General features: G+C 60.8%; 15 protein-coding genes. 1 reads left to right on the forward strand and 14 read right to left on the reverse strand.

Annotation, left to right across the window (positions count from 1 at the left end):
* Positions 1–18 precede the first annotated feature (18 nt).
* The 13 genes from ACFQNJ_RS09400 to ACFQNJ_RS09460 form a co-directional block, all read right to left on the reverse strand.
* On the reverse strand, positions 19–4746 hold the full coding sequence (locus tag ACFQNJ_RS09400; protein WP_382256422.1) for a glutamate synthase-related protein: 4728 nt from the start codon (positions 4744–4746) through the stop codon (positions 19–21).
* A gap of 190 nt (positions 4747–4936) precedes the next feature.
* Positions 4937–5635, reverse strand: coding sequence for a transposase (locus tag ACFQNJ_RS09405; protein WP_382256425.1), 699 nt, complete (start codon positions 5633–5635; stop codon positions 4937–4939).
* Between the two features lie 40 nt (positions 5636–5675).
* Positions 5676–6323, reverse strand: coding sequence for a hypothetical protein (locus tag ACFQNJ_RS09410; protein WP_382256428.1), 648 nt, complete (start codon positions 6321–6323; stop codon positions 5676–5678).
* A 56-nt stretch (positions 6324–6379) separates the two neighbouring features.
* Positions 6380–7591 (reverse strand): MFS transporter, encoded by a 1212-nt coding sequence (locus ACFQNJ_RS09415; protein WP_382256431.1) that lies wholly within the window; start codon positions 7589–7591, stop codon positions 6380–6382.
* Complete coding sequence (locus ACFQNJ_RS09420) at positions 7588–8793, reverse strand: deoxyguanosinetriphosphate triphosphohydrolase (RefSeq protein WP_382256666.1); 1206 nt, start codon at positions 8791–8793, stop codon at positions 7588–7590. The genes ACFQNJ_RS09415 and ACFQNJ_RS09420 overlap by 4 nt, the downstream gene beginning before the upstream one ends.
* Complete coding sequence (gene aroB / locus ACFQNJ_RS09425; RefSeq protein ID WP_382256433.1) at positions 8778–9896, reverse strand: 3-dehydroquinate synthase; 1119 nt, start codon at positions 9894–9896, stop codon at positions 8778–8780. Before aroB ends, ACFQNJ_RS09420 begins: the two co-directional genes overlap by 16 nt.
* A gap of 14 nt (positions 9897–9910) precedes the next feature.
* Positions 9911–10459 (reverse strand): shikimate kinase, encoded by a 549-nt coding sequence (locus ACFQNJ_RS09430; RefSeq protein WP_382256668.1) that lies wholly within the window; start codon positions 10457–10459, stop codon positions 9911–9913.
* Between the two features lie 85 nt (positions 10460–10544).
* Positions 10545–10928, reverse strand: a complete 384-nt coding sequence (locus ACFQNJ_RS09435; protein WP_382256435.1) for a hypothetical protein — start codon at positions 10926–10928, stop codon at positions 10545–10547.
* A gap of 23 nt (positions 10929–10951) precedes the next feature.
* Complete coding sequence (pilQ, locus tag ACFQNJ_RS09440; RefSeq protein ID WP_382256671.1) at positions 10952–13093, reverse strand: type IV pilus secretin PilQ; 2142 nt, start codon at positions 13091–13093, stop codon at positions 10952–10954.
* A 26-nt stretch (positions 13094–13119) separates the two neighbouring features.
* Positions 13120–13647 carry a pilus assembly protein PilP gene (locus ACFQNJ_RS09445; protein ID WP_382256438.1) on the reverse strand — a complete coding sequence of 176 codons (528 nt, stop codon included), beginning with the start codon at positions 13645–13647 and terminating at the stop codon, positions 13120–13122.
* A gap of 20 nt (positions 13648–13667) precedes the next feature.
* Positions 13668–14357 carry a type IV pilus inner membrane component PilO gene (locus ACFQNJ_RS09450; RefSeq protein WP_374640118.1) on the reverse strand — a complete coding sequence of 230 codons (690 nt, stop codon included), beginning with the start codon at positions 14355–14357 and terminating at the stop codon, positions 13668–13670.
* Positions 14358–14367: 10 nt separating this feature from the next.
* A complete protein-coding gene (locus ACFQNJ_RS09455; RefSeq protein WP_382256441.1) occupies positions 14368–14985 on the reverse strand; it encodes a PilN domain-containing protein in 618 nt (205 codons plus the stop codon).
* Positions 14982–16061, reverse strand: coding sequence for a pilus assembly protein PilM (locus tag ACFQNJ_RS09460; RefSeq protein WP_382256444.1), 1080 nt, complete (start codon positions 16059–16061; stop codon positions 14982–14984). The genes ACFQNJ_RS09455 and ACFQNJ_RS09460 overlap by 4 nt, the downstream gene beginning before the upstream one ends.
* 269 nt (positions 16062–16330) lie before the next feature.
* Between ACFQNJ_RS09460 and ACFQNJ_RS09465 the strand changes: the two genes are divergently transcribed.
* Positions 16331–18757, forward strand: coding sequence for a penicillin-binding protein 1A (locus tag ACFQNJ_RS09465; protein WP_382256447.1), 2427 nt, complete (start codon positions 16331–16333; stop codon positions 18755–18757).
* On the opposite strand, the gene cyaY is transcribed toward ACFQNJ_RS09465, so the two are convergent.
* On the reverse strand, positions 18747–19076 hold the full coding sequence (gene cyaY, locus ACFQNJ_RS09470; protein WP_382256449.1) for an iron donor protein CyaY: 330 nt from the start codon (positions 19074–19076) through the stop codon (positions 18747–18749). The genes ACFQNJ_RS09465 and cyaY overlap by 11 nt on opposite strands.
* Positions 19077–19081 lie beyond the last annotated feature (5 nt).

Below are 19081 nucleotides of genomic sequence, written 5' to 3' on the forward strand. Positions count from 1 at the left end.
CCTGCGTGGGGTGGATTTTTACTTGGCGGGAGCCGCTTGTTTCTTGGCGCTGCTCTGCGCCTTGCCGGTGGCAGCCACAGCCGCCTTCTTGGCGTTGATCTCGGCCAGGGCGCGCTTGTACTCGGTCGGGAAGACCTTCACGAACTTCGAGCGGGCGGTGGTCCAGTTGTCCAGCAACTCTCGGGCGCGCTTGCTGCCCGTCCAGCGGTTGTGGTCTTCGAGCAGTTTCTTCAGCTGAGCCTCATCGGTCTGGTCGCGGTGCCAGACAGCGCGGTCGATCGTGGCTTCCTGCTCGGCGGCTGGCAACACCTTGTCCAGCGCGACCTGGGCGGTGTTGCAGCGCTGGGCGAACAGGCCGTCCTCGTCGTACACATAGGCCACGCCACCGCTCATGCCGGCGGCGAAGTTGCGGCCGGTCTTGCCCAGCACCACCACGGTGCCGCCGGTCATGTATTCGCAGCCGTGGTCACCCGTGCCCTCGACCACCGCGGCGGCACCGGACAGGCGCACGGCAAAACGCTCGCCGGCCACGCCGCTGAAGAAGGCCTCGCCGCTGGTGGCACCGTACATCACCGTGTTGCCGACGATGATGTTGCGCGCCGCGTCGCCGCGGAAGTCGATGCTCGGGCGCACCACCACACGGCCACCCGACAGCCCCTTGCCGGTGTAGTCGTTGGCGTCACCGATCAGGTACAGCGTGATCCCGTTACACAGGAAGGCACCGAAAGACTGGCCACCCGTGCCTTCGAGCTGGATGCGGATGGTGTCATCGGGCAGCCCTTCAGGGTGCACCTTGGTCACCGCGCCCGAGAGCATGGCACCCAGCGAGCGGTTGACGTTGCGCGCCACCTCGATGAACTGGACCTTCTCGCCCTTCTCGATGGCAGGCTTGCTCTTGGCGATCAGCACGTTGTCGAGCGACTTCTCCAGGCCGTGCTCCTGCGTCTGCACATGCAGGCGCGGCACATCGGCCGGCACGTCGGGGGTGGCCAGCAGGCGGCTGAAGTCCAGACCTCGGGCTTTCCAGTGCTCGATGCCTTTCTTCATGTCCAGCAGGTCGGCGCGACCGATCAGGTCGTCGAACTTGCGGATACCCAGTTGGGCCATGATCTGGCGGGCTTCCTCGGCGACGAAGAAGAAGTAGTTGACCACGTGCTCGGGCTTGCCCGAGAACTTCTTGCGCAGCTCCGGATCCTGCGTGGCCACGCCCACCGGACAGGTGTTGAGGTGGCACTTGCGCATCATGATGCAGCCCTCAACCACCAGCGGTGCGGTCGCGAAGCCGAATTCATCGGCACCCAGCAGCGCGCCGATGACCACGTCGCGACCGGTCTTCATCTGACCATCGGCCTGCACACGGATGCGGCCGCGCAGGCGGTTGAGAACCAGGGTCTGCTGGGTTTCGGCCAGGCCGATTTCCCAGGGCGAACCAGCGTGCTTGATGGACGACCAGGGCGAAGCGCCCGTGCCGCCGTCGTGACCGGCGATCACCACATGGTCGGCCTTGCACTTGGCCACGCCCGCGGCGATGGTGCCCACGCCCACTTCGGACACCAGCTTGACGCTGATGTCGCTGTGCGGCGCCACGTTCTTCAGGTCGTGGATCAGCTGGGCCAGGTCTTCGATCGAGTAGATGTCGTGGTGCGGCGGCGGGCTGATGAGGCCCACGCCCGGCACGCTGTGGCGCAGCTTGCCAATGTACTCGGACACCTTGCCACCGGGCAACTGGCCGCCTTCGCCCGGCTTGGCGCCCTGGGCCATCTTGATCTGGATCTGGTCGGCGCTGGCCAGGTATTCGGCCGTCACACCGAAACGGCCGGAAGCCACCTGTTTGATCTTCGAGCGCAGCGAATCGCCATCCTGCAGCGGGTAGTCCACCTCGAAAATGTTGCCCAGCAGGTCGGACATGGTCTGGCCCTGCTTGATCGGGATGCCCTTGAGCTCGTTGCGGTAGCGCAGCGCGTCCTCGCCGCCTTCGCCGGTGTTGCTCTTGCCGCCGATACGGTTCATGGCCACGGCCAGCGTGGCGTGCGCCTCGGTGGAGATGGAGCCCAGCGACATGGCGCCGGTGGCAAAGCGCTTGACGATCTCCTTGGCCGGCTCGACCTCGTCAAGCGGGATGGCCTTGGACGGATCGATCTTGAATTCGAACAGACCGCGCAGCGTCATGTGGCGGCGGTTCTGGTCGTTGATGATTTGCGCGTATTCCTTGTAGGTGCTGAAGTTGTTGGCGCGTGTGCTGTGCTGAAGCTTGGCGATCGCATCCGGCGTCCACATGTGCTCTTCGCCGCGGGCGCGCCAGGCGTACTCGCCACCGGCATCCAGCATGTTGGCCAGCACCGGGTCGTCACCATAGGCGGCCTTGTGCATGCGGATGGCTTCCTCGGCGATCTCGAAAACGCCGATGCCCTCGACACGGCTGGCGGTGCCGGTGAAGTACTTGGCCACCGTCTCGCTGTTCAGGCCGATGGCCTCGAACAGCTGGGCGCCGCAGTAGGACATGTAGGTGCTCACGCCCATCTTGGACATGATCTTGGACAGACCCTTGCCAATCGCCTTGACGTAGTTGTAGATGGCCTTGTCGGCCGACAGGTCGCCCGGCAGCTCCTTGTGCATGGCCACCAGGGTTTCCATGGCCAGGTAGGGGTGCACGGCTTCGGCGCCATAGCCGGCCAGCACGGCGAAGTGATGCACCTCGCGGGCGGTGCCTGTCTCCACCACCAGACCGGCGGTGGTGCGCAGGCCCTCGCGCACCAGATGCTGGTGCACAGCCGACAGCGCCAGCAGCGCCGGCACAGCCACCTGTTCGCGGCTCGCAGCGCGGTCGCTGATGATCAGAATATTCTTGCCACCCTTGATCGCGTCCACGGCCTCGGCACACAGCGAGGCCAGCTTGGCCTCCACGCCCTCCTTGCCCCAGGCCACCGGGTAAGTGATGTCCAGCGTGTGGCTGCGGAACTTGCCTTGGGTGCGCTCTTCGATGGCACGCAACTTGTCCATGTCCTCGAAGTCGAGGACGGGCTGGCTGACTTCCAGACGCAGCGGCGGGTTCACCTGGTTGATGTCCAGCAGGTTCGGCTTGGGGCCGATGAAGGACACCAGCGACATCACGATGGCTTCGCGGATCGGGTCGATCGGCGGGTTGGTCACCTGGGCGAACAGTTGCTTGAAGTAGTTGTACAGCGGTTTGTTCTTGCCCGAGAGCACGGCCAGCGGGCTGTCGTTCCCCATGGAGCCGATGCCCTCTTCGCCGTTGATGGCCATCGGCGCCATCAGGAACTTGATGTCTTCCTGGGTCATGCCGAAGGCTTGCTGGCGGTCCAGCAGGCTCGCCGGCTCGGACACCGGCATGTCGGCCGCGTTGGGCTCCACATCATCGAGCTTGATGCGCAGGTTCTCGATCCACTGCTTGTAGGGCTTGCTGTTGGCGAGGTTGGCCTTGAGCTCCTCGTCGTCGATCATGCGGCCCTGCTCCAGGTCGATCAGGAACATCTTGCCGGGCTGCAGGCGCCACTTGCGCACGATCTTGTTTTCCGGCACCGGCAGCACGCCCGATTCGGAACCCATGATGACCAGGTCGTCATCGGTCACGCAGTAGCGCGAGGGGCGCAGGCCGTTGCGGTCCAGCGTGGCGCCGATCTGGCGGCCGTCGGTGAACACGATCGAGGCCGGGCCGTCCCAGGGTTCCAGCATGGCGGCGTGGTATTCGTAGAACGCGCGGCGGCGCGGGTCCATCATGGTGTGCTGTTCCCAGGGCTCGGGAATCATCATCATCACGGCCTGGCTGATCGGGTAGCCGGCCATGGTCAGCAGTTCGAGGCAGTTGTCGAACGTGGCGGTGTCGGACTGGCCGGCGAAGCTGATCGGATACAGCTTCTTGAGATCGTCGCCCAGCACCGGCGAAGACATCACGCCTTCGCGCGCCTTCATCCAGTTGTAGTTGCCCTTGACAGTGTTGATCTCGCCATTGTGCGCCACGTAGCGGTAGGGGTGCGACAGCGGCCACTCAGGGAAGGTGTTGGTCGAGAAGCGCTGGTGCACCAGGCCCAGGGCGGACACGCAGCGCGGGTCCTGCAGGTCCAGGAAATAGGTGCCCACCTGGTCGGCCAGCAGCAGGCCCTTGTAGACCACGGTGCGGCTGCTCATGCTGGGCACGTAGTACTCTTTGCTGTGCTTGAGCTTGAGCGCCTGGATGTGGGCGCTGGCGGTCTTGCGGATGACGTACAGCTTGCGCTCCAGCGCGTCCTGCACGATCACGTCGGCGCCACGGCCGATGAAGACCTGGCGCATGATCGGCTCTTTCTCGCGCACGGTCGGGGACATCGGCATGTCCTTGTTGACCGGCACATCGCGCCAGCCCAGCAGCACCTGGCCTTCGGCCTTGATGGCGCGCTCCATCTCCTGCTCACAAGCCAGGCGGCTGGCGTGTTCCTTGGGCAGGAAGATCATGCCCACCCCGTATTCGCCGGGCGGCGGCAGCGTGACACCCTGCTTGGCCATCTCCTCACGGTAGAGCGCGTCCGGGATCTGGATCAGGATGCCGGCACCATCGCCCATCAGCTTGTCGGCACCCACGGCGCCGCGGTGGTCCAGATTCTCCAGGATCTTGAGCGCGCCCTGGACGATGTCGTGGCGCTTCTCGCCCTTGATGTGCGCCACGAAGCCGACGCCACAGGCATCGTGTTCGTTGGCCGGGTCGTAAAGACCCTGTTGTTGAAGCTGCTGCTGTTCGGCTGCCGTGGTCATGGCGCTTCCTTCTTGAATGCAAGGCGTACTTACGCGGGATTGGCTAGCTTAGTGCAATGCAACATGAGTGCCAAGCATTTTATTTAGGGTCAGATACGTATTTTGTTGAATACGGCGATTCATAGAATTTATTAGGGGACACATTAAAGAACGGTGAAATATCCATATTTTTCAACGACTTGGCGACAGCCTATTCGGTGCGTGACTGCTTACGGGGCCTGCCCGGACGACCTTTCGTCACCCGCCGAGGCACCTGCGGTTGCAGTTCTTCGACAAACGGTGCATCGCCAAGAACCCAGGCCTTGTCCACCGCGTCTTCGATCCGGGACGCCTGCGTGCTGCTCAAGCCTGCACGCACCAATTCGGCGTAGGCCGCCTCACGGGCAAACGGGGTGTTGCCCAGGGACCAGTACGAAGCCAGCGGCGTGAGGAACCGGTCTTGCCGAAGCCCGAGGTAGTGCAGATGACTGGACCACGGATACTGGTCAGCGCCAGTCGCGAGTCCTGCCCGGACCGACGCCAGGTCCAGGTACACCATCGCCGAAAGCGCGTAGTGGTCTGCATCGACCACTGTGCACCGGTATCGACCGTCCCACAGGGTGCCGCGCCGGTGATGGCGATCATTGAAGTAGCGGCCGTACCGCCGCCCGATGGCCTGCATCCAGCGCGAAACACCCTGAGCTTCCGCAGGGGTCGCCAACAGGCCCACCCAGGCGTCAAGGAGCGCGTAGGCATGGACGGCAATCCGCTCCGTCTTCGCGTAGTCGGACATCCAGTCCAGCCATACCTGTCTGTCGTCGGCATCCCGGAACACCGACTGCTTCCCATGGGCGTGCAGGACGATCAGGTGCAGGCGCCCCCCCACCGCCAAACGGGCCAGGCGCGCCATCAGCGGGCACCCTCACATGGCTTCAAGCAATCACGCCGCATCAGACAAAGCGGCTGGGTTGGCCAACGATCAGGCGCGCCAGCTCATCCATCAGTTCCGTCGTCGCGGCAGCAGCAGGGTACGTCGTGGTCACGATGTCCAGACCCTGCACGCATCCAAGACGGAAGGCCACGGTCCCCGCCTCATGATCCGGTGTGACCAGCACACTGGCCTTGGCCACCGTTTCATGATCGAAGAACAGCATCTGCAGGCGATTGGTCTGCGGGTGGCGCTGCTCCCGACGCTGATGAGGCACATGTCCGGCCGACAGACGGCGCTCCACCCTCTCCAGATCCGGAGGGAAATTCACACCAACTGTCATCATGACTGGGGATCCCTGGGCAGGCACGACACGCCAGCCCAGTGCGACGTAGTCGATGACCTCCCTGTCCATGAAACGCTTCTTGCGCACATCCGACCGGAACTCCACCTGCTTCATCGGCGGCCAGTGCGCCCGGCCGTCCAGCGACAGCGGTACCACCGCGGGTTCAATCACGTTCAGTTGTCTGGGCAGTTCGCCCAGATAGTCGGCAACCCGCCGACAGGCGAGCTCGGTCACCTGGACATTCGCATCCAGGCTCTGGCGACATTCATCCTGTTGCGATTGGAGACTTCGCGCCTGCTGTTTGAGCTGCTGAAGAAAGCTCATGATCTCTTGTATGTGTCCGAAGGATCCACGCACAGCGCATGGATGTCAAAGGAACATCAGTGTAGCGGTCGCGCAAGCTGTCTCCAGAGCCCTTGCAGCCGCCAGGCCAGTGCCACGCCGATCACGGAACATGCGCCGGTCGCCATCCAGGTCATGCTCCAGCCGCCGACCCAGACCGCGACCATCGCCACCACCGGCGGGCCAAGAAACTGCCCGAGGGACGACCATTGCTGCATCCAGCCCACGGTGGTGGAAATGGTGTCCGAGCCGGGCGACAAAGAAACGGCCAGCGAGAAAAGCGTACCCGGAATGAGGCCACCAAAGGCCGAAAAAACCAGAACACCCAGGTATCCCAGCAGGGGGGATTCGGGCACACCGAAGGTCAGCAGTGCACCCAGTCCCATGGCCACATAGCCCGTCAGCAATAGCCGCACCGGTGCCACGCCACGGGCCAGCAGACGCCCGGCAGCGATATTGCCGGTCATGTTGATCCCGGCCGCCAGCGCACTGAGCCAGCCAACCACCGAGACCGGAAGCGATGCCCCGCTGTAGATGGTCGGAAGGAATCCCACCACGGCCAGCCATTGGCCGGAATAGCAGAAAAAGGCCAAGGCGGCATACCAAGGGCCAGATGCACGCAAGGTACGGAGGAGGCGCGGTACAAAAGCACTGGACGGAGCGATGCCATAAGTTCCAGGTACCCGGGCCCACAGCAGCCAGGCACATCCACCGGTCAGGGCGCCAAGCAGCAACCACAAACCACGCCATCCAACGCTTCCGATCAACATGCCCCCGAGCAGCATGGCAGTCGCAGTGCCCACCGGCATGTAAGCACCCCACCAACCCAGGGCCTTCGACAAGGCCATCGGGTTTCGCACCGTCAGCCTGAGCAGCGCAGGCGCGGGCAACACCGACAGGAGAAAGCCGGCACCTTCCGCGCCCCGCGTCCACAACAGCTGGGCCACACCCTGTGACATCGACCCCAGCAAACTCGATAGCGTGAGCACCGCTAGGCCGACAAGCATCACCCGACGCGGCCCGGCCTTGTCGGCCAGCAGTCCCACCGAAAGCCCACCCAGCATGCCCGCTACCTGAACCAGTGACAGCAGGTAGCCCGCCTCCACCAACGAGAGACCCAGTTCGGCACGCAGCACCGGAATCGCCACCGGCAGTTTGCCAATGTGCATCGCCGAAACCATGCCGATCACCACGACAAGCACCGCCGATCTCACCGATGCCAATTCATCCCCCGGTTCGTGCGGCATCATGGAAACAGCGAACTCCCGAACAGGCGTGCATGCTCCCTGATCGCAAAACGGTCGGTCATGCCAGCAATGTAGTCCGCCACGGCCCTGGCGTTCCCGGCGTCACCTCGCACACCGCGCTCTTCCGGTTGAGCCAGATAGGCCGCGAACAATTCGCGGACGATGCGCTGTGCCCGGTCTGCGGTTTCCTGCACCTGAGGGTGCCGGTACAGGTTCTGAAAAAGAAAGCGCTTGAGCTGCGCCGACTCCCGGGCCATGGGCGCGGAAAAGGCCACCAAGACAGGATGCGCGCGGACCTCTTCCACATGCCTCACCCCGGCGTCGGCCAGCGCCTGACGGGTGTGGTCGATCACGTCATACACCTGATCGCTGAGCATGAGCCTTATCGATTCGAAGAGCAGCCTGCGGCCCGCCAGATTCGGATGACTCTTCAGCGCCTGAAAACGGTACCGATCGAAAAGCGGCACCTCTTGGAGTTGCTCCCAGGACAGCAATCCCGAACGCACACCATCATCAATGTCGTGCGCGTTGTAGGCAATCTCGTCGGCCAGGTTGCACAGCTGTGCCTCCAGGGTCGGCGAACCGCCATCGATGAATCGCCTGGCCACGCCGGTCTCATCCTGGCGCATCAACTGACGCGCACTGGCCAATGAACAATGCTTCAGAATCCCCTCCCTGGTTTCGAAGGTGAGATTCAGTCCGTCGAAAGACGGATAACGCTCTTCCAGCGCATCGACGACGCGAAGACTTTGCAGGTTGTGCTCGAACCCGGCGATGTCTTCATCGCCTGCCTTGCGGCCAGACAGGTCACGCATACAGGCGTTGAGCGCGTCCTGGCCTGCGTGGCCAAACGGTGTGTGGCCCAGATCGTGCGCAAGCGCGATAGCCTCGACCAGGTCCTCATTCAGACCCAGTGGACGGGCAATGCTGCGTCCGAGTTGGGCGACTTCCAGCGAATGGGTCATCCGGGTTCTGAACAGGTCCCCCTCATGGTTGAGAAAAACCTGCGTCTTGTACACCAGTCGACGGAACGCGGTCGAATGGATGATCCGGTCACGATCGCGTTGGTAAGCCGTTCTCGTCGGCGCCTCAGGCTCCGGAAAACGCCGCCCACGACTGTTTTCAGGGTGGGCCGCGTAGGGAGCCAAGGGCGCCCCCACCACCTTGGGCAAAGATCCCGTGGGCGGATTCACGCAGCGCAGCAGTCGTTGATGACCGACATCACCACATCGTCCGGCGCAGCCCGGACCTGCGCTTTGCCCGGTCCGTCGATCAACACAAACCGGATGTCGCCAGACTCCGATTTCTTGTCCAGGCGCATCAGCTCCAGATAGCGCAACGCATTGGCGTTGGCGTCAATCACGGCCCCCTTCACAGGCAAACGGGCGCTATCGATGACCTGTCGCAACCTTTGTACAAAGGCCTTGTCCACCATGCCAAGACGCTCGGACAGGATGGCCGCCATGACCATGCCTGCACCGACGGCCTCTCCATGCAACCAGGCGCCGTAACCCATACCGGCCTCAATCGCGTGACCGAAGGTGTGTCCGAAGTTCAGGATGGCCCGCAAGCCCGCCTCACGCTCGTCCTGCCCCACCACCTGGGCCTTGATCTCACAGCTGCGTTGGACGGCGTGTGCCAAGGCGTCTGCGTCCAGCGTCAGCAGCTTGTCCATGTTCAGCTCGATCCAGTGCAAGAAAGCCATGTCATGGATCGGCCCGTACTTGATCACTTCAGCCAGTCCGGCACTGAGCTCTCGCTGGGGCAGCGTGTTCAAGGTCGAGAGATCGCAAACCACCCGAAGGGGCTGGTAGAACGCCCCGATCATGTTCTTGCCCAGCGGATGGTTGATGGCAGTCTTTCCTCCGACCGAAGAGTCGACCTGCGCCAACAGGGTGGTCGGAACCTGCACGAACGGGACACCGCGCATGTAGCACGCCGCCGCAAAGCCCGTCATGTCCCCTACCACGCCACCGCCCAGCGCGTACAGCATGGTTTTCCGATCGCACCCATGTTTCAGCAGGGCATCGAAGATCAGGTTGAGTGATTCCCAGGTCTTGAACGCCTCTCCGTCAGGCAAGACCACGGCATGCACATACTTGTGGCGTCGCGCGATCGATCTTTTCAGAGCGTCCAGGTACAGGGGCGCCACGGTCTCGTTGGTCACCACCATCGCAGCGGTGGAGGACGGAAGACTCTCGAAGCTCAAGGGATCAGACAGCAAGCCGTGTCCGATCCTGATGTCGTAGCTGCGGTCGCCCAGGTCAATGGCAACGTTGCGGGAAGAGGAATTGCTGCACGTGGTCATGACCCAAGTGTAGGTCAGACGCTATGACGATCCCAATCGCCAGCTGGCAGGTGACCAGCCAGTTCCAGTTGCATGCAGATCATGTTCACCAGGGTGGACACCGATGGCCTGCCGGTATCGATCACAAAGTGTGCCGTTTCCCGATAGAGCGGATCACGGACTTGGTAAAGATCCCTAAGGCGCTGCAACGGGTCATCGACCTGCAGCAAAGGCCGGTTTTTGTCGTGACGGACCCGCCGAAAGATCTCCTCCGGCGAGGACCGCAAATAGATCACCTGGCATCGTTGGCGCAAATGCTGCCGATTGGCGGCGCGAAGCACAGAGCCACCTCCCGTGGAAAGCACGGTGCCAGTGCCTTGCAACGTCAACTCATCGAGCACGGATTGCTCCAGATCTCGAAAGGCCTCTTCACCCGAACGCTCGAAAAACTCCCGGATGCTGCAGCCCAGGTGCTCTTCAATCACGTGATCCGAGTCGACGAAACCCACCCTCAAGCGGCGTGCAAGATGCCGGCCAACGGTCGATTTGCCTGAGCCAGGCATACCCACCAATGCGATGATCAGATCACTTGAAGCCAAGATTTCACAAAAAAAGCCCGGCATACAAACCGGGCCAGTTGATATCAAAAGGATGAAGAAAGGCGATCCGTCATTCCTCCTCCTCATCGCCCTCTTCAAGTTTGATGTCGATACTTACCACCCTGGAATGGTAGTCCAAAACCGTGACCGTGAACTCGGCGCACCCCCCCAAGGTGGTCATCTTGAACACAGGGTCCTTGCCAGTCACTTCCGTGCGATCAACTTGAAGATTATCAGGACTGGAATTCCGAATCCGGAAGGGCGCCTGCCCGCCAATGATGGTCACCCATTTCTCGGCACCACCGGTGGAACAACCTGGCTCAGCACTTTTGACTGTCCATTCATCAATATTGGTAGAGAAGTCCGTCAGATCACCTGCGTTATCACCACCACCACCACACGCCACCAGAAAAGCGGAGGCCGCGACCACATAACCAAACTTCAACAGCTTCATAAAGATTCCTATCTAAGCCTCATTCAACGGGACAAGCCACGATCCGCAATCACACGCGGCGTCAGGAAAATCAGGAGCTCAGACTTGTTTGCTGTCTTCGCCTTGTTCTTGAACAAATTACCCATGATTGGAATATCGCCAAGCAAGGGCACCTTGGTCACGTCCTCGATTTCGGTCTGCTCGAAAATACCACCAATAACGACGGTACCTCCGTTTTCAACAAGAACCTGTGTCTGCACATGTTTGGTATTGATCGCAACACCAGCTGTCGTGGTTTCGCCTCGGCTGTCTTTGTTGATATCTACGTCCAGAATGATGTTCCCCTCCGGCGTGATCTGAGGTGTCACCTCAAGCTTCAGGTTGGCCTTCCGGAAAGCAATGGCGGTTGCACCGCTGGCCGTCGCAGTCTGGTAGGGGTACTCGGTACCTTGCTCAATGAGTGCCTTGACCTGGTCGGCGGTCACGACTCGCGGGCTGGACACGATTTTTCCTCGCCCGTCGGCCTCCAGAGCGGAGATCTCGAGGTTCAGAAATCGGTTGGCTGCCGAACTGAACAAGGACACGGCGAACGCTGCCGGAGCAAAGCCACCCGCACCCACGGAGGGAAGATTCACAAAGGAGGTATTGAGGGTATCCAGCGCGTTCTCAGTTTCTCGCGTGGTCATAGAAACCGCGTCGTAGCTACCACCAATGGCCACTCGGTTGGGTCCGCCTGCTGCATAACCGGCATCGCCACCACGGATACCACGAAGGTCGCTGCCACCCAGCCTCACACCCAGCGAGCGCCCGAACCGGTCATCCGCCTCGACAATGCGCGCCTCGATCAGCACTTGGCGAATCGGAATATCCAACTTGGAAATCAACTGCTGGACCTGTTCCAGTTTGGAGGGAATATCGGTGACGAACAACTGGTTGGTCCGCGGCTCCGCGATCACACTCCCCCTCGACGAAAGGATACGGGTAGGCGCAGATCCCGATGCACCAGCACCAGATCCACCGGCGGTCAACTGCGCGGCGATGTCACTGGCCTTGGCATAGTTCATCTGGAACCCTTGGGTTCTCAGCGTCTCCAGGCTTTCGATGGACGCCTTGGACTCCAGTTCCTGCTTTTCACGGGCAGCAATTTCGTCCTTGGGTGCAATCCAGAGTACATTGCCAGACTTGCGCATGCCCAAGCCTTTGGCCTGAAGAATGATGTCGAGCGCCTGATCCCAGGGCACATCCTTCAGCCGCAAGGTCAGCGATCCACCGACAGAGTCAGAAGTGACCACGTTGAAGTTGGTGAAATCGGCAATGACCTGCAGGAGCGCGCGCACCTCAATGTTTTGGAAGTTCAGTGACAGCTTCTCACCGTTGTAGCCTGGCCCTTGGGTCAGCTTGTTCGGATCGATTTTCTGTTCGCGAACCTCAAGAACAAATTGGCTGTCGCTCTGGTACGCAGAGTGTTCCCAGTTTCCGCGCGGGGTCACCACCATCCGCACCTTGTCACCCGCCTGGGTGGTCGTGATCAGCTGCACCGGTGTCCCGAAGTCGGAGACGTCAAGCCGACGCCGCAGGCCTTCTGGCAAAGAAGATTTCAGGAAATCGACCACCAGATCCTGACCTTGCTGCCGAATGTCCACCCCTACTTGACTGCTGTCCAGATCAACGACGATACGACCGGTCGCTTCGGCACCGCGACGGAAGTCGATGTCCTTCAATGCAATCACGTTGCTGTTCTGACTGGGGGCGAAACTCGTGGTGTTTTGGGTGGCCGCACTCTTGGCGACCCCAGCATCACTGCGCTCCATCACGACCAGCAATGTCTTGCCGTCAATGGTGGCTTGATACGACGCCGGTTGCTTCAAATTGATCACCACACGCGTGCGATCACCCGCCTGAACCACGTTGGCAGACCGCATGTTGCCCTGACTGATTTCCACCGAATTGCGACCGATCGCATTGGTCACCCCCGGGAAGTCCAGGGAAATGCGGGCAGGCGATTGCACCGTAAAGCCGGTGGGTATTGCGGTCAAAGGCTCCTGGGTCTCAATACGGATAACCTCAGCCCCGCCCTGCAAACTGCCGGTGAGACTCTTGATGGCATTTTGGGCCTGAGCCCAGGCAGACGAAACAGCCAGCAAGAGGAACAGCCCTCCCCGAACCATCCCACTTGCCGACCCCATCCGGCGTGCTGTCTTGATTGTGTTGTTCATTTGCTCGCGTCCTCTTGAAGCTGAAGTGCCGTCGACTTTTCCATCCATTCGCCGGCGGCGTCCTGCACGATCTCCCGCAGCAGCACCTCGGTTTCGGTGATCTTGGTGATTTTTCCGTAGTTCTGCCCAAGGTAGTTCCCTGGCTTGACCTGATAGAGAAGGTTATCCACCCGAATCAGCGCGACCAATTTTCCTTTTTGATCAAGACTGCCGACCATCACCATGGTATCGAGAGGATACGCCTCCAAAGGCTCTTTGCGGCGATTCAACTCGGGCTCGATCAGCGCGGAATTGGACAATGGACCGGACTGCGCACCTCTGAGAACACTCGCAAGCTTTTCACCACTGAAAGGCTCAAGCATTTGCTCCGCTGTGTAGGCCTTGGGCTCGAACTTGGAGGGTTCTGGTATCGGCTGAACCTGAGGTCGAATGGCGCTGCGTTCGGCTTGCATCCACTGTCGCAACTCGTCGTCAGCAGACGAAGAACACGCATGCAAAAGCAGTGCCGCACTCAGCACCACCATGGACCGGCAAAACGGGTGTATCACTTTTGAGCCCCCGGTTTGGTTGCTGCCGATTTTTGCTGCATCTCGATTTCCTCCTGGTCCAGATACCTGAAGGTCTTGGCCGTGCACTCGAGCGTCAGTACCCCATCACGATCACGAACAGGGGTTAGCGCCAAATTGTTCAGTGTGACGATACGGGAGAGATTGGCGATATCGGCCGCAAACAGCCCCACATCGTGGTATCGACCCGTCACTTTCACGGTAATGGGTAGCTCGGCGTAGTACTCCTTGACGCTCACCTGACCAGGCCGGAACAATTCGAACTGAAGACTGCGCCCAAGACCCGCCTGGTTGATGTCCGACAGAAGAGCATCCATCTCTGCCTTGCTCGGCAGTTGCTTTTCCAGCTGAGAGACATACTGTTGAACCTGTTCAAGCTGCTTCTTGAGGGCATCCAGGTTGACGGCTTGCACCAACTTCTTGCGATAGTCTTCCCTTAGCCGTTGCTCCTCCTGCTGCGCCGCCACAAGCTCTTCGTCCACCGTCTTCAACCAGGCGAACCACAAACCGGCGCATACGGCTGCACAGACAGCAACGAAAAGGAGGCCTCGCGGAAGGGCGGGCCATAGCGACGGGTCATTCGGATCCAGCCCGGAAAACTGCCGACGCAGTTTCTCCTGTACCGAGGAAAAATCCATCTGAAAACGGGGTGAGTTTTTAAGTGCCATGAGACCCACCTCAGACCTTGCCAGGCGCGGGCGCCGTGCCCACCGCGGAAGCTCCCGCAGCAGTTTTGGACGGACGGACCAGCGTCACGCGAATGGTGAAATTGGACACTCGCCGCTGGTCATTTTTTTGCAAATCGGCTCTCGCGGCAATGATTTCGACCAGTTCCGGCTTGCTCAGCCATGGGCTGTCGTGCCCCAAATTGCGCAACAGCTCTGAGACCCGCTCTTGCGACTGAGCAGACCCCACCAGTAGAACGCTCTGGTTTTCCTGCTTCATGCTCCTGAGGTACACACCATCAGGAAGTTTGGTGACCAATGCTTCCAGCAAATGAACAGGGAGATTCCGGTCGCTTTGCAGGTTCTCGACCGCCGTCTGTCGTGCGCGCAACGAGGCGATCTGGCTCTGCAATGTGGCGATGTCCTTGATCTCGGCTTCCAGCTTGACAATCTCCGCTTTGAGGAACGCATTACGATCCTGCTGAGACGAGATCTGCCCCTGGTACCAGGTGAACACGGCGCCACAGATGATCCCGCCAGCCAGAGCAGACATCACCAAGTGGGTGTAGAACTGCTCTTTCTGCTTCTTGCGGGCCGCCTCCCGGTGGGGCAGCAGGTTGATGAGAATCATTGGTAGAACCTCCGCAAGGCGAGACCGGTGGAGGTCAGGTAAGACGGTGCTTCGCGGGAAATCTTGCGTGCCTGAACCGAACCACCCATTTCCATGCCATCAAAAGGATTGATGACCATGCAGGCGAACGAAGTCTGGTGTGTGACGGCTTCGGTCAGCCCCGGCAAGGCAGCACTGCCACCGGCCAACAGGATATGGTCCACCTTGTTGTATGGGGTGCTGGTGAAGAAGAACTGAAGCGCACGACCCACCTCTTGCGCCATGCTTTCAATGAACGGATCCAGGACAGCAGACTTGTAGTCTTCCGGAAGTTCACCGGAACGCTTCTTCGCCTCCGCCTCATCGGCAGAGAAACCGTATTGCCGAACAATCAACTGAGTGAGCTGTGCTCCGCCAAAAGCCTGATCGCGTTCGTAGAGGACATCATCGTTTCGGATGACCTGCATGCTGGTTGTCATGGCCCCAACTTCAAACAAGGCCACCAGTGCATCCGCACCGTTGTTCGGCAAGGTCTCGATGACACGGCTGGCAGCCATGCGGGACGCATAGGACTCCACGTCCATCACCACAGGTTTCAGGCCCGCCGCTTCGGCCAGACCTTGTCTGTCAGACACCTTTTCCTTGCGAGATGCAGCGATCAGCACCTCAACATCTCCCTGGGAGCTGGCGCTGGGGCCGATGACACAAAAGTCAAGGCTGACTTCGTCCAGAGAAAAGGGGATGTACTGGTTGGCCTCGGACTCGACTTGAGCTTCCAGCTCCCGATCGGACAAGCCACCCGGCAGGATGATCTTCTTGGTGATCACCGCAGATGCCGGCAGGGCCAAGGCCACATTCTTGGTCTTGCTGCCGCTCTTGCGAATCACCCGGCGCACAGCTTCAGCGACCTCATCGAATTTCTCGATGTTGCCATCGGTAATCCAACCTCGCTCAAGAGGCTCGATGGCACAACGTTCCAAGACAAGATCACCCGACCGGTTACGGCCGAGTTCCACCAGCTTGACGCTGGACGAGCTGATGTCGATGCCCAGCAATGGCGCCGATTCCCGGCTGAAAAGCGATCCCAATGAGATCAAGGTGACCCCCGTTTTGTGAAGCACCCGCAGGCGCCATACTTAAGATTTCACTTCAATCCTAGCAGCAAGCTCTTTGTGCGGCAAAGAAATTTCACCGCCGCAACACCTTGAAGCGTTGTCAAAACCATACGAAGAACACCGTTCTTCACAACCCGTAACAGGTGAAGGCACCTGCCCGGTGGAATCCTGACGGTTTGACCAAAAGAACCCGACACGCCTCATTCCCCCTGCTTCCTATAATGCCCCACGACTTTTGAACGACCTTGCTCATGCCCCACAACGAAGCGCCAGACACTGACCGCAAGGGCAGCAAAACCCGCCCCAAAGGCACCCGCTCTTCATGGGGCCGATGGGTGATGAGGGCGTTGGTATCCTTGCTGGGACTGGTCGTTGCAGGCATCGCCGCCGTCGCTGTCCTGGTGGCCATCGCTTTGGCCATGGCTTACCCCAACCTGCCCGACGTGGCCGAGCTGGCCGACTATCGACCCAAGCTGCCGCTGAGGGTATTCACGGCAGAGGGACAACTGATGGGGGAGTTTGGCGAAGAGCGCCGTAACCTCACCCCCATCGACAAGATCCCGGAGGTCATGAAGCACGCGGTGCTGGCCATCGAGGATGCCCGTTTCTTCGAGCATCATGGCGTGGACTACAAGGGCATGCTCCGTGCTGCGCTGGCCAATCTGGGACAGGCCAAGAGCCAAGGCGCCTCCACCATCACGATGCAGGTCGCGCGCAATGTCTTCCTGTCTGCGGAGAAGAGCTACACGAGAAAGATCTACGAGGTTCTGCTGACCTTCAAGCTGGAGCACCTGCTCAGCAAGGAACAGATTCTGGAGATCTACATGAACCAGATTTTCCTGGGTCAACGTGCCTATGGCTTCTCGGCAGCCGCCCAGATCTATTTTGGCAAGCCGCTCAAGGACATCAGCATCGCCGAGGCGGCCATGCTGGCCGGTCTGCCCAAGGCGCCTTCGGCCTACAACCCGATCACCAACCCCAAGCGAGCCCGCATCAGGCAGCTGCACATCATCGACCGGATGATGGAGAACGGGTTCATCTCGGCGGAAGAAGCCCGACAGGCGAAAGACGAGCCCTTGAAGCTGCGCACCGCCAGCACGCAGCGAACCCTCAATGCGGAGTATGTGGCTGAGATGGTCCGCCAGGCCATGGTGGTTCAATACGGTGACGAAGCCTACACCCGCGGCCTGAACGTGTACACCAGCCTTCGCGCCGAAGAGCAACAGGCCGCTTACCAAGCGGTCAGGCGTGGGGTGCTGGACTACGAGAGACGCCAGGTTTACCGTGGACCCGAGCGGAACATCGCTCTGCCCGCGGAAGGAACCGCGCGGGACGAGGCTATCGACACGGCACTGGACGACCACCCGGACAACGGGGATCTGATGTCTGCGGTGGTGCTGCAGGCCAGCCCCAAGGAGGTGGTGGCCGTGAGGCAGGACGGGGAACCGTTCTCCATCACAGGCGAGGGACTCAAACCAGCCCAGTCGGGCCTGTCTCCCAAGGCGTCAGCCTCGGTTCAGATCAAGCCAGGCAGCGTGATCCGGGTGCTCCGCAATCCCGACAAGTCCTGGCGGATCACCCAGGTGCCCGAAGTGGAGGCGGCATTCGTCGCACTGGACCCTCGCGATGGTGCCGTTCGCGCGCTGGTGGGTGGATTCGATTTCCAAAAGAACAAGTTCAACCACGCGACGCAGGCCTGGCGTCAGCCCGGCTCAAGCTTCAAGCCATTCATCTATTCGGCCGCCCTAGAGAAAGGCCTGAGCCCCATGACCGTGGTCAACGATGCGCCGCTGTTTTTCAGTGCCGCCGAGACGGGGGGGAAACCTTGGGAACCGAAAAATTACGATGGCCAGTTTGAAGGACCGATGTCCGTGCGTCGGGCATTGGCCCGGTCCAAGAACATGGTGTCCATTCGCATTCTGCAGATGGTCGGCACGCAGAGCGCCCAGGAGTGGGTCACGCGATTTGGCTTCGAGGCCAGCAAGCACCCGCCTTACCTGACAATGGCGCTGGGCGCCGGCTCGGTGACACCCATCCAGATGGCCACAGGGTATGGGGTGTTTGCCAACGGAGGCCGCCTGGTGACACCCAAGCTGATCACCCGGGTGACCGACTTCCGCGGGAAGGTGCTTTTCGAAGACCGGACATCGCCGGAAGATGCCCCACAGGTCATCGATGAGCGCAACGCGTTCCTCATGAGCAGCCTCCTGCAGGAAGTCACGAGAAGTGGCACCGCGGCTCGCGCCCGTTCGACGCTCAAGCGACCAGATGTCTACGGCAAGACCGGCACGACCAACGACTCGGTCGATGCCTGGTTCGTGGGCTATCAGCCCACGGTGGTGGCAGCAGCCTGGGTCGGCTATGACAATCCGAGAAATCTGGGCAGTCGGGAAACCGGGGGCGGACTGAGCCTGCCGATCTGGATCGATTACATGAACACCGCCCTGCGAAAGGAGCCTGTGGCCGAATACAAGGCCCCCGCAGGCATCATGCAGGTGGGCGGAGAGTGGTACTACGAGGAATTTGGCCCATCCCAGGGTGTCCAGTCGCTCGGCCTGTCGGATCCTTGGCCGGGCGCATCGATCACCCTGCCGCCGGGATCAACCGGGGAAAGTGTGCCGTCTCCAGGTTCTGGCAGCGAGGACCGGCGCAGCATCCTCGACCTGTTCAGGAACTGAAGTCCAGGGGCATCCCGGCCTGCTCCGAGGCGTGACGCTTCAGGTCGGCAAAGAATTCGCCCTGACTCTTGGTATCGAGCCAGCGCTGTCCATCAAAGCGATAGTGGTAGCCGCCGGCTCGCGCCGCCATCCAGACCTCCTGCAGCGGTTTCTGCAGGTTGATGACGATCTGGCTGCGGTTGGCAAACGTCAGCGTAATCATGCCCCCGACCCGCTGGTTGTCCACGTCGGCATCGGATTCGTCGTTGATCCGGTCGCATGCCTGCTCTACGCGCCGGAGCAAAGCCTCGGCGTGGTTCAGATACTCAAGGTCGGTCATTACAA

The organism is Hydrogenophaga bisanensis, from assembly GCF_042665135.1.
Classification (GTDB): Bacteria; Pseudomonadota; Gammaproteobacteria; order Burkholderiales; family Burkholderiaceae_C; genus Hydrogenophaga; species Hydrogenophaga bisanensis.